The sequence below is a fragment of the Labilibaculum filiforme genome (assembly GCF_002843315.1).
GTDB classification, from domain to species: Bacteria; Bacteroidota; Bacteroidia; order Bacteroidales; family Marinifilaceae; genus Labilibaculum; species Labilibaculum filiforme.
Map to the genome: position 1 here is coordinate 106,884 of NZ_MVDD01000009.1, position 12,418 is coordinate 119,301.

The 12,418-nt window shown below is 36.8% G+C and carries 12 protein-coding genes; 10 read left to right on the plus strand and 2 right to left on the minus strand.

Translation table 11 applies throughout. The features are described 5' to 3' along the window. Positions 1–31 precede the first annotated feature (31 nt). From BZG02_RS13340 to BZG02_RS13365, 7 genes are all read left to right on the plus strand, one after another. On the plus strand, positions 32–385 hold the full coding sequence (locus BZG02_RS13340; protein ID WP_101261938.1) for a PadR family transcriptional regulator: 354 nt from the start codon (positions 32–34) through the stop codon (positions 383–385). A 31-nt stretch (positions 386–416) separates the two neighbouring features. Beyond that, complete coding sequence (gene glpK, locus BZG02_RS13345; protein ID WP_180335723.1) at positions 417–1,913, plus strand: glycerol kinase GlpK; 1,497 nt, start codon at positions 417–419, stop codon at positions 1,911–1,913. Positions 1,914–2,281: 368 nt separating this feature from the next. Beyond that, entirely contained in the window at positions 2,282–2,428 is a 147-nt protein-coding gene (locus tag BZG02_RS20845; RefSeq protein WP_180335724.1) for a hypothetical protein, read from the plus strand. A gap of 37 nt (positions 2,429–2,465) precedes the next feature. Next, positions 2,466–4,028, plus strand: a complete 1,563-nt coding sequence (locus BZG02_RS13350) for a glycerol-3-phosphate dehydrogenase/oxidase (protein ID WP_101261940.1) — start codon at positions 2,466–2,468, stop codon at positions 4,026–4,028. A gap of 528 nt (positions 4,029–4,556) precedes the next feature. Then, positions 4,557–6,050 (plus strand): glycerol kinase GlpK, encoded by a 1,494-nt coding sequence (gene glpK, locus BZG02_RS13355; RefSeq protein ID WP_101261941.1) that lies wholly within the window; start codon positions 4,557–4,559, stop codon positions 6,048–6,050. A gap of 118 nt (positions 6,051–6,168) precedes the next feature. Further along, positions 6,169–6,939, plus strand: coding sequence for an MIP/aquaporin family protein (locus BZG02_RS13360; RefSeq protein WP_101261942.1), 771 nt, complete (start codon positions 6,169–6,171; stop codon positions 6,937–6,939). 74 nt (positions 6,940–7,013) lie between these two features. Continuing rightward, complete coding sequence (locus tag BZG02_RS13365; RefSeq protein WP_143470471.1) at positions 7,014–7,736, plus strand: hypothetical protein; 723 nt, start codon at positions 7,014–7,016, stop codon at positions 7,734–7,736. 115 nt (positions 7,737–7,851) lie between these two features. Here the strand turns inward: BZG02_RS13365 and BZG02_RS13370 are convergent, their stop codons facing one another. Then, positions 7,852–8,565: a hypothetical protein gene (locus BZG02_RS13370; RefSeq protein ID WP_101261944.1), complete on the minus strand. Its 714-nt coding sequence runs from the start codon at positions 8,563–8,565 to the stop codon at positions 7,852–7,854. 89 nt (positions 8,566–8,654) lie between these two features. On the opposite strand from BZG02_RS13370, the gene BZG02_RS13375 reads away from it, so the two are divergent. From BZG02_RS13375 to BZG02_RS13385, 3 genes are all read left to right on the plus strand, one after another. Then, positions 8,655–9,350 (plus strand): RNA polymerase sigma factor, encoded by a 696-nt coding sequence (locus BZG02_RS13375; RefSeq protein WP_245868096.1) that lies wholly within the window; start codon positions 8,655–8,657, stop codon positions 9,348–9,350. Then, on the plus strand, positions 9,344–10,801 hold the full coding sequence (locus BZG02_RS13380) for an outer membrane beta-barrel protein (RefSeq protein ID WP_101261945.1): 1,458 nt from the start codon (positions 9,344–9,346) through the stop codon (positions 10,799–10,801). The genes BZG02_RS13375 and BZG02_RS13380 overlap by 7 nt, the downstream gene beginning before the upstream one ends. A gap of 192 nt (positions 10,802–10,993) precedes the next feature. Beyond that, a complete protein-coding gene (locus BZG02_RS13385; protein ID WP_101261946.1) occupies positions 10,994–11,287 on the plus strand; it encodes an EF-hand domain-containing protein in 294 nt (97 codons plus the stop codon). Positions 11,288–11,374: 87 nt separating this feature from the next. Here the strand turns inward: BZG02_RS13385 and BZG02_RS13390 are convergent, their stop codons facing one another. Beyond that, positions 11,375–12,418, minus strand: coding sequence for an agmatine deiminase family protein (locus BZG02_RS13390; protein WP_101261947.1), 1,044 nt, complete (start codon positions 12,416–12,418; stop codon positions 11,375–11,377).

A 12,418-nucleotide genomic window follows, 5' to 3' on the forward strand; every position in this document is an offset into this window, starting at 1 on the left:
ACTAGGTGTTTTTATATATGTTTGTTAAACGATGAATGAAGAAATAAATTTATATTTTATTACGAAGTGGAAGTCGCAATTTAAAAAAGGACTTCTCGAGTATATAATCCTGCTATTATTGCGGTCTAGACCATGCTATGGATACGAGCTAATTAGTGAGATGAATCAATTTACTTCACTCGAAATAGCCGAGGGTACTATTTATCCTTTGTTGAATCGACTGAAGAAAGAAAATTTGGTGACCTCGGAATGGGCTGAAATGGATACAGGTATTCCTCGAAAGTATTATAAACTTACCGAGGAGGGTACCGCTCATCTATCAGTGATGAGGGAATATGTAGATTCTTTAAACTTTTCGATTGAGAGGATAAAAGAGAGTGTTTAAATAACCAGAAATTCATAAGGAGTAAAAGGTGATGAAGAAGTATATTTTATCCTTGGATCAAGGAACCTCAGTATCAAAGGCAATAATATTTAATAAGGATGGCGAGATTGTTTCTCTAGTTCAAAAAGAATATGAACAGTATTATCCTAAGCCAGGTTGGATTGAACAGGATGCCAAGGAAATTTGGTATTCTCAGGCATCGGTTGCAGAGGAAGTGCTTGCCAAAGCAGGACTAACTGGTGCCGATATTGCAGGAATCGGGATTACAAATCAAAGAGAAACTACTATTATATGGGATCGGGAAACTGGTCAGCCTATTTACAATGCAATTGTATGGCAGGATAAGCGTACTTCGCATATTTGTGATGACCTGAAAAAAAGAGGTTATGCTTCTTTAATAAAATCAAAGACTGGTTTAATTCTTGATGCCTTCTTTTCCGCCACAAAAATTAAATGGATTCTGGATAATGTGGAGGGTGCAAGAGAAAAGGCAGAAAAAGGAGAACTTGCATTCGGTACTGTTGATAGTTGGTTGATCTGGAAGCTTACCAAAGGAGAAAAACACGTTACGGATGTGTCTAACGCAAGTCGTACCATGCTTTATAATATTCATAAACTGGAATGGGATCAGGAAATATTGGATATCATGAACATTCCCGCTTCTATACTACCAAAAGTATGCTCGTCGAGTGAAGTGTATGGTAATACTAAAAGATCTATGTTTGGTGATGATATTCCAATTTCTGGTATTTGTGGAGATCAGCAAGCAGCTTTATTTGGACAAGTTTGTTTTGAGAAGGGAATGGTAAAAAACACCTACAATACAGGTTGTTTTATATTAATGAATACCGGAGATCAGCCTGTGGAATCAAAAAATGATTTGATAACCACAATTGCATGGAGTATTGGAGATAAAGTTACCTATGCACTCGAAGGAAGCGTTTTTATTGGTGGTGCTGTTGTGCAATGGCTTCGCGATGGTCTCGGATTGATTCATTCTACCGAGGAAATTGAAACACTTGCGCTTACCGAGAAGGATAATGGAGGTATTTATATTGTACCTGCTTTTACAGGTTTAGGAGCTCCTTATTGGGATCAGTATGCCAGAGGAACCTTTTGGGGACTAAATATGGGAACAAGTATTGGTCATATTGCCAGAGCATCATTAGAATCAATTGCTCACCGATCGGCAGATGTACTGAAAGCTATGGAAGCAGATTCTGGAATGAAATTTAAACAACTTAGGGCTGGTGGTACTATGGTAAATAATACCTTACTTCAATATCAGGCTGATTTTTACGATATTCCTGTGGTTCAACCTAAAATTAAGGAGATTGCCGCTTTAGGTGCTGCTTATTTGGCAGGATTAGGAGTTGGTTTCTGGAAGAATACCGAAGAAATTAGAGAGCATTGGAAAATTGCTAAGGAATTTCATGTTTTAATGGATAAAGATCAGGTTGCACACCATAAAAAATATTGGAATAAAGCTGTAGGCCGTTCCTTAAATTGGATTGATGCAGACGAGTAAGATTACTATTCTATTCGATAATAAAGCCGTACCTAATCAGTACGGCTTTCTTGTTTGCAAACGTTTTATTTTTTTATTTTTAAAAGTTAAAACATTCATCAATACGTGTAAGTTGTTGTTGTTGAATGTATTAATGGCAAAACAGGAACTTAGACTAAATAAAAATTAACTAATTCAATACTACATACCTTGCAAAGCTAAGTATTTTATTTAGCTTTGTAAGGAAGGATTTATTAAAGGGTTTGAAAAGGTTCATATTTCGTTAATAATCTGAAGGAAGTAATACTTCCAATTTTTTTCACTAAGAACATAGTTATGCTATGTACTGTGTATACGGATTTAATTTTTAATTGAAAAAATTATTAGCAATGGAAGATCAGAGATTTGATTTAGAAGTAGGCAATCGCCTGTACGACTTTTTTCTCGACATTTTGGCGCTGCAAAAAAACAACTGTGTTCGGGATGAGGAAAATGTGTATGGAAGTATTTGGGAATTTTGGGAAAAAGAACTTTAATAGTTGAATTGAAGCATAAACTATTTATTGAATCGCCATGGAAAGAGAAGGAATGATTAGAGAGATTGAGAAAGTAGATCAAAAGTGGGATGTAATTATTGTAGGAGGTGGTGCTTCCGGTTTAGGTGCAGCAATCGAATCAACTACAAGAGGTTTTAAAACTTTGCTTTTAGAGCAAGGTGATTTCGCAAAAGGAACATCGAGCAGAAGTACCAAATTGGTGCACGGAGGAGTTCGTTATTTAGCACAGGGAAATATCTCACTTGTGTTGGAAGCACTTCGAGAGAGAGGCTTGATGAAGCAAAATGCTCCGCATCTTGTGAAAGATCAATCGTTTATTATTCCAAACTATACCTGGTGGGGAACACCTTACTATACCATTGGTCTTACTTTGTATGATTTAATGGCAGGAAAGTTAAGTTATGGTCGCTCATTACCGTTTTCAAAGAAGCGTACCTTAAAATATATACCAACTTTACAGCAAAAAAATCTTTGTGGTGGTGTTATTTATCACGATGGTCAGTTTGATGACGCACGATTGGCAATTAATTTGTGTCAGACATTTGTAGAGAATGGAGGCGTTGCTTTAAATTACATGAAAGTTGACGGATTAAAGAAAACCAACGATAAAGTAACTGCTGTATTGGCAACCGATTTGGAAACGGGATCGAAATACACTTTAGAAGCAAAAGTGATTTTAAATGCAACTGGTGTATTTGTTGATGAAATTATTAAGATGGATGAGCCAAAAGCTCGTGATATAGTAAAAGTTAGTCAGGGAGTTCATTTGGTATTGGATAAAGAATTTGTGCCAGGAGATCATGCAATAATGATTCCAAAAACATCAGACGGTCGTGTATTGTTTGCAGTGCCTTGGCATGGTAAAGTGGTGGTTGGAACAACAGATGTTTCTAAGGAAACTGCAGAGTTGGAGCCACGAGCTTTGGAGGAAGAAGTAAACTTTATTTTAGAAACAGCAGGCCGATTCCTGGCAAAGGCACCGAAACGATCGGATGTGAAAAGTGTATTTGCCGGATTAAGACCTTTAGCAGCACCTACAGGTGAAGGTAAAAAAACCAAAGAGATTTCGAGAGGACATAAAATTGTAGTTTCCAAATCAGGAATGGTTACTATCACAGGAGGTAAGTGGACTACTTATCGTCAAATGGCCGAAGATGTTATTGATACAGTTACTAAGACAGGGAATTTTCCAGAAAAGAAATCGATTACCCGAAACTTGAAAATACACGGATATAAGAACAATGTAGATTTGAATAATCCAATGTATTTCTATGGTTCTGATGAGGAGAAAATAGTAAATCTTGCTAAAAAAGAAGAAGGCTTAGATCAATTCTTGAGTGAAAAACTGAAGGTGATTAATGCTCAGGTAGTTTGGGGAGCAAGATATGAAATGGCACGAACTGTAGAAGATATTTTATCTAGAAGAACAAGGTGTTTGCTGTTAGATGCAAAAGAAAGTATTGCAATGGCACCTAAAGTTGCAAGCTTATTGGCCAAAGAATTAGGTTACGATAAACAGTGGGAAGAAAATCAAGTGAAAGAATACAAGGAGTTAGCATCTCGATATATATTACAGTAGTTAGTAATTGAAAAAGTGGATTTGTGTTGAGAAACAAGGATAGAGCAGTATTTAAGAATTATAAGTACTACCGTATTTGTTAGTTATAATAATATTAATCAGTTAGTTTTTGGCACAAAATTAACTTAGCACAAATCGACTTACATTTTACACCAGGAAGGTTGGTGGTTAATAAATTGCCAACCTTCCAATCTCTAAAGCATCAAGTGTAAACTTGAATTGAAAGGTTGAGAAAGAAAGAATAGGTTTAGGAAAATATTTTTTTTTACAGGGTGCTCGCAATCGATTACAAATAGTGATTTGTAATTAAAAAAAAAGAATTTTTGTAGTAAAGACCGATAACAGTGCAAGCTTGTTTAGAGGATAAATAATTTAGCACGATAGGTACAATATCTTAATTTATAAGGTGTATTAGGATTCTTATATTTTTTTTGCAAAGGATGCAAACGATATAAATGATTGAAAAATTAAGCAGGGAAATAAAATCAAAACATATATAAAATACAATAACCCAAAATTAGATTTAATATGAATGACAAGTTTATTTTAGCACTAGACCAGGGAACAACAAGTTCCCGTGCGATCGTTTTCAACAAAAAAGGGGAAATGATTAGTACTGCACAAAAAGAGTTTACTCAAATTTTTCCTAAGCCAGGATGGGTAGAACACGATGCAAACGAAATTTGGTTTACTCAGGCAGGTGTTGCTGCAGAAGCTATTTCGCGTGCAGGTGTTGATGGAAAAAGTATTGCAAGTATTGGTATCACAAATCAGAGAGAGACAACTGTTGTTTGGGATCGTGAAACTGGAGAACCGGTTTACAATGCAATCGTTTGGCAGGACAGAAGAACATCGAAATATTGTGACCAATTAAAAGCAGAAGGTCATGCTGATATGATTCAGGATAAAACAGGATTGATTATTGATTCCTACTTCTCAGGAACTAAAGTAAAATGGATTCTGGATAATGTAAAAGGTGCTCGTGAAAAAGCGGAAGCTGGTAAATTAGCATTTGGTACTATTGATAGCTGGTTAATTTGGAAATTGACGAAAGGTGCAGTTCACGTTACTGATGTATCTAACGCAAGTAGAACTCTTCTTTATAATATCAAGAATTTAGAGTGGGATAAAGAAATGTTAGAGCTTTTAACTATTCCTGCCAGTATGTTGCCAGAGGTAAAATCTTCTTCGGAAGTTTATGGATATACAACCTCTACATTATTTGCTCATAAGGTACCTATCGCGGGTATCGCTGGCGATCAGCAAGCTGCAACTTTCGGACAAATGTGTATTGAGCCAGGTTCGGTGAAGAATACTTATGGTACAGGTTGTTTCATGCTTTGTAATACTGGAAATAAGCCGGTAAAATCGAATAATAATTTGTTAACTACTATTGGATGGCAAATTAATGGCGAAACTACTTACTGCTTAGAAGGAAGTATTTTTATGGGGGGTGCAATTGTACAATGGTTGCGCGACGGATTGGGAATTATAAAATCATCAGCCGATGTGGAAGCTTTAGCTACTTCTGTAAATGATAATGGTGGCGTATTTATGGTTCCTGCTCTTACTGGTTTAGGAGCTCCGCATTGGGATCAATATGCAAGAGGAACCATTGTTGGTTTAACCAGAGGTTCAACTGCGGCACACATCGCAAGAGCAGCTTTGGAAGGAATCGCGTTCCAAGTAAGAGACGTATTGAAAGCAATGGAAGCCGATGCTGGAATCGAGATTAGAGAACTTCGTGTTGATGGTGGCGCAGCGATTAACAACTTGTTAATGCAATTCCAGTCGGATGTATTGGATGCTCCGGTATATCGTCCTAAAACTCTTGAAACAACTGCTCTTGGTGCAGCTTATTTAGCTGGTTTAGCTGTTGGATACTGGGATGGTGTAGATGATATCAAGAATCAGTGGCAAATGGATCGCAAATTCGAACCTACAATGGCTAAAGAAGAATCAGCAAGATTACTTTCTGGTTGGGATAAAGCCTTAGGACGTTCTAAAAACTGGGATATTTAAGCTTAATTATTAGAAAATTATTTGAATACTACCAGATAGGGAGGTGATTGATTGAAAAGGAATGAAACTATCTGGTAGATCTATTTTTTGTAAGTAAAATCGTTTAATATTTTTTATTATGTGTGAAATTATTGCAGAATTTTTAGGAACAATGCTACTTATTTTACTTGGTAACGGAGTTGTAGCAAACGTTGTATTAAATAAAACAAAAGGAAATAACGGTGGTTGGATTGTAATCACTATGGGTTGGGGATTAGCAGTTTTTGTTGGAGTAGCTGTTGCAGGCCCAGTGTCTGGTGCACATCTTAATCCTGCTGTAACCATTGGACTAGCTGTTGCTGGTATATTTGCATGGTCGAAAGTAGCTCTTTTTATTATTGCTCAAATACTAGGTGCAGCAATGGGTGCTTTCCTTGTTTGGTTAATGTATCGCGATCATTTTAATGAAACAGAAGATGGTGGAGCTAAACTAGCTTGTTACTCTACAGGACCAGCAATTCGTAACTTTGCAAGTAATGCTATCAGTGAAATTATTGGAACTTTTGTATTGGTTTTTGTCATCTTTTATTTGGTAGGACCATCATTAGCCGGTGAAGGTATTGAACATGCCAAGATTGGCTTGGGAACTTTAGGAGCTTTACCAGTTGCTTTATTGGTGGTAGCTATTGGTCTTTCGCTAGGAGGAACTACAGGTTATGCTATTAACCCTGCCCGAGATTTGGGTCCAAGAATTATGCACGCTATTCTTCCTATGAAGAACAAAGGAACAAGTGATTGGGGATATGCTTTAATTCCTATCATTGCCCCTATTGTAGGAGCAATTTTGGCAGCCGTGTTATTCATGTATTTATCCTCGCAATCGTGTTACCTAATTACCTTATTTAACTAACTACTACATTTAAACTACTAAAGAGATTTAAAGCCACTTGTTTTAAATCTCTTTAGAATCTAATCTTAAATCAGATGAAAAAAATTACATTTAAAATAGCAACGCTATTAGTTCTCGTTATTATAATGGCTTCGAACCTTTCTGTGAACGCACAAGGTAAAGTAACAGTTAGTCCATCGGTAACCACTCGTCACTACTGGAGAGGTATCATGGTAAGTAATACAGCCAACTTCGAAATGGATGCTGTTTATACCAATAATAATTTCACATTTGGAGCTTGGGGTGGATATTCATTCGATAATACTTATTCGGAGTTCGATTTCCACGTAGGATATAAGTTTAGTGATCATTTCAATATTGATATTTGGGATCTGTTTGCTAACCGAGACAGAGCTTCTATTGATGATTACAACTATTTAGATTTAGACAAAAAGACAACTAATCACTTAATTGATGCGAGTTTTAATTTCTATTTTACCGAGCAATTTCCTTTAAGTGTTAGTGTAGCTACTATGTTATATGGTCGCGATTTAGATGCAGACGGTGATCAGAATTATTCTACTTATGTAGAGTTTGGTTACCCAGTGAAAATTGGAGGAGAAACTGTTTCTTTATTTGCAGGTTTGAATCCTTTCGAAAATCAGGTTTACGGAGAGAGTTTTGGTTTCGTAAATATTGGAGCTACTGCTACACGAAAAATCAAAATAAACGATAATTTTTCTTTAAATGCTTGGGCTAAAGTTGGTATTAACCCACAAGCAGAAACAGCAAATCTTATTCTTGGAATAGGATTCTAATAGGCTCTGAATTATATCATAATTTGTTTCTCGATTTAATTCTGGTTTATAAATTAATTAACGATCAACACTAAAATCCCGCCTCTCTGTTTGAAAGGCGGGATTTTTTTATGTGCTACCACACAATTTCTTTAAACTCTACCGTTTCGGAGTTAATATTGGAGCCGTTTGAGGTACTTGCACTTTCAAATTCGTATCCAAATACACCAATCCAGTAGGTGGTGCCGGCATTTAATTGAACGCCATAGGTCCAGTTTTTAGAGTTATCGTTAAACTGATATTTTGTGGTGGTGATACGATCGGAAATGTAAAGAACTTTGCCGTCTTTTTCCGTCATTAATTTTACTACATAAGTATCGGCATTTTCTAATTGGTTCCACGAGATATCAAAAGTATGACCTGCTTTTGTGTAGGTAAAATCGGAAATTACAATAGGCTCGATTCGCGAATCCAATAGTTTATCCTGTATGGTTAAACGTTCCTGTTTTGCAGATGTTAATGTAAATTTATAAATCCCATTTGCGATATTTGTGCTTGTGTAAGTGCTTGGTTCGGGCAATAATCTAAATACACTTTTTCCTTCGAAATAGTCACTCAATTCGTAATTTGGTAGACCTGCCACAGGACTTTCTACCGATACTTCCGATAAATACTCATTTGCCGAAGCATAAAAAATAGGAGAATAATGCGTTTCCTCGCCAACTTTAATGCAACGAACAAACACATCGCCGATGCCATAAAATTCTGGATCTTCAAAATCATTTGTGTCGCAGGCGGAAACTATTGCTAGCAGACTTAAGGCTAGAAGGCTAATTGTAATTTTTTTCATTTTTGTAGGTGATAAATTAATATTTCGGTTGATTTATTTCTCTGATGGTGAAAAATGAAATTGGTTGCTTCTAACTTAAAAATTTTGGATTGTTCGTATCTATTGATCTGAAAAGAGAAGGAAGAGCAACAGTCTATAAAAAAAGCGTAATTTTAACGCAACTTATTGGTAGTTCCTGCAACTATCAGGTGAGTCTATTTTGCGCTAAACCAATAAAAACGTTGGAAAACCATCAATTGAATCAAATAATAAAGGATTGTACTAAAGGAAAATCGAAAGCTCAGGAGTTCCTTTATGTAGAATATGCCCCCAAAATGTTAGGGGTATGCTTGCGCTATTCTAAAGATTCGGCCGAGGCGGAAGATACTTTGCAGGATGGGTTCATTAAAATTTTTCAGCATATAAAATCCTATCAGTTTAAAGGTTCGTTTGAAGGGTGGATGAGGAGAATAATGGTAAATACAGCTCTGGAAAAATTCAGGAAAGCAAAAAAAATACCATTAGTAGAGGAGACAATGGATGCCACCGACGACGATGATGATAACTATTCCGAATCGGAAATTTCTATTGATGTATTACTAAACATGGTACAGGAACTACCGGATCGGTACCGAATGGTTTTTAGTTTGTACGTTTTGGATGGATATCCGCACAACGAAATTGCCGAAGTAATGAACGTTACGGTGGGAACATCGAAATCGAACCTAGCACGGGCCAGGGCAATACTAAAACAAAAAGTAAGAGATTATTTGGGTGTGAAAGAGAATAATTTAAGAGTATGTTAAAGGACAACAAACATATGGATAGTCTTTTTGCCGATGGATTAAAAAATCTGTCTGCGACTCCGAGCCCTAAAGTTTGGGAAGGAATAAATGGACAATTAATGGGCGCAAAGAAAAAGCGACGACTTGTTATTTACTTGTGGACAGGCATTGCCGCAAGTATTTTGCTTTTATTGGCAGTTGGCAACCATTATTTTATGGGACAAGGCAATTACAACATGCAGCTAGAAACGCTTTCGGAAACTAGGTTGCCAATAGAAAACGAATTGGAGGTGGCCACACCATTACCCCTTAACAAAGAGAAGCAAATTGCAGTGGAGAGAAAATTAAATAAAGGGAATGTATCCAGTCAGTTGCCCAACCGTAAGATGGCAACAGCATTGCCCATTCAAGAAGAAGGTTCCACCAGCGAAAGTATTAAAAGTGAGTTGGGTGGTCTGGTAAATACGAATACTTTGGAAGAAGATAAGCCGAGTTTGGGAAAGGAATTTCTTTCGAAAGATAATCATTTAGCCTTTTTAGATCAGGATTTTATGAGTGTTGAAAGCAAGTCGATAGCAGTAGAAAAGCTTTTTAATTTAAACGATAAACTACCTACGCAACTAATTCCCAATACCAGTTTGTTAAGTAAGGAAACAGATTATGCGCTTTTAGCGGATGAAATTCAGATTCAAAAAAATATTGCTGCAATGGAGCTTCTGGGACAGGAAAAAAACAAGGACAATAAATGGTCGCTAATTGGGCAAGTATCGTCGAGCTATTCCTCCTACTCGGGAACTAGTAAGAGCGGAAATTCAGGAACAGGAATTTGGAGTGTGGGAGGAGGAGCGAAAGTAAATTATGCAATGAATGATAAATTGGCCTTACAAACAGGAATTGTGTACAATCGTTTTGGTCAGGATATGAGCACTCACTCGCGTAACGATAGGGTTTTAATGCAAACCGATGCGAATATTGTTCCCGAAGAAGCATTTGCAACTCAAGGGCGGAACTATCCATCGCAAACAGCAGCTGGTCCTATAAAATTGAGTGGGAGAAGTGGTGCTTTTATGGCCTCGCCTTCGGATACTGAGGTGAGAAGTTCGTATTCTTCCGCCAATGATTTAATTCAAAACTTTAAATCGATAGAAATACCTCTTTTAATGCGCTATAATTTAATTCAAAAAAGAGTGGGAATGTTTGTGTCGGGAGGTTTAAGTGCCAACATGATTGTGGGGAATGGAGTTTATGATCAATTGCAGGGGAATAAAAAAATTGGCGAAATTGATGGCATACGTACCACTAATTTTAGTTCGCAGTTTAGTTTTGGCTTGGAATACCGACTGAGCCCGAAGCTGCAAATTGGACTCGAACCATCGGTAAAATATTATCTAAACTCTATTAATACAAGCAGTCAGTACGATTACAAGCCATATTCCATAGGGGTTTTTACAGGCATTCGTTACGATTTTTAAGTGCGGAATTGCCTGTAAATTAGGTAGCTGTATTTTATAAAAATTGGTTTGCAGTTTGTTGTTATTGTTCCAAAGTAGTTGACTCATTTTTTTTATTAATTTCTTCTTTTTGAATTAAACCATTTCCTTTTTATTTAGTCTGAGAGGGAATTGGTGACAAAAAGTGATTGGTTAAATTAACAAATAAAAAAAATGAAACAGAATTTAATAAAATTGAGTGTGTTGGCTTTGGGATTATTGGTTTTTGCTCCAGTGGAAGCACAAGATCAGAAACCTAAAAAGAAGGATGTTTTTGCAAAAATGGATGCGAACTCCGATGGCTTTTTAGATAAGGCAGAATACCTTACCGGAATGAAAGGAAAAAAAGATAAAAATGGAGTAGAGCTCTCGCAAGAAAAATTGGAGAAAATGTTTGCCAAAAAAGATACAAACTCCGATAAAAAGATTGATTTGAGCGAATATACCGCCAAGAAAAAAAAGAAATAGAATAGAAGTAGAAAAAGGTGCAGTTCAGTTTTGACTTGCACCTTTTTTTATTTTTCTTCTCTATATTTTGGTAAGATAGAATCTTATTTATTCCGGAATTTGCTGACTTAAGCAATGTAAGGTTCCAAAACCCCAAATAATATCAATAGCGCTAATGCCGATTACTTCTCTATCGGGAAAGCAATCTGCGATAATCTGCAAAGCAATACGGTCTTTACTATCGTTAAAAGTTGGTACCAAAACACATTTATTCAGAATTAAGAAGTTGGCATAACTTGCCGGGATTCTAATTCCATCGAACTCTAATTTGCCTGGCATTGGCAGTTCCACAACGGTAGGAGCGCTTCCATCTTCTAATCGGGCATTTTTTAGTCTGCTTAGGTTATCCTGTAAAGGCAGGTAGTTAGCATCCTCTTTATTGGTTTCCACCACGGTAATAATGGTATTTGGGTTCACAAAACGGCACAAATCATCAATATGTCCATGCGTATCGTCTCCGCTGATTCCATTTCCCAACCAAATGGTGTTTGTAATGCCCAGGTATTCTTTAAAAACAGCTTCGTAATCGGCCTTGGTAAAACCAGGGTTGCGAACCTGAATTTTAGGGTCGAGCAAACATTCCTCCGATGTTAATAGCGTTCCTTTTCCGTTGGTATCAATTGCACCACCTTCCAAAACAACTGCTTTGCCTTTGTGCATGGCGCGAGCTATCGGAATCTTTAAAAAGGAAGCCAATTTTTCAGGTACAGGTTTGTCTAGTTGAAAATTTTTATATTTTGCCCAGCCATTAAAGTTGAAGTTGATTGCTTCTCTTGTTTTGGTTCCCGTTTTTACAATAATGGGTCCCGAGTCGCGCATCCAACTACGATTGGTTTTATGCAACACATAAGCAACATTGGCTATGTTTACGTGAGCGGTAGCAAGCATATCGCTTACTTTTTGTTCCATTTTTTCGTTTGCCACCACTAACACTACCTGCTCAACGGTTGCAACTTTTTTAATAAATTCGACAAATGCCCATTGTATGGCCTGATATTTTCCGGGCCAATCGTTCCCGTTGTGCGGGAAACAAAGAATAATGCCTTGTTGTTTTTCCCATTCGGCTGGGAATCTTCTGGTTTGTTTGCTCAT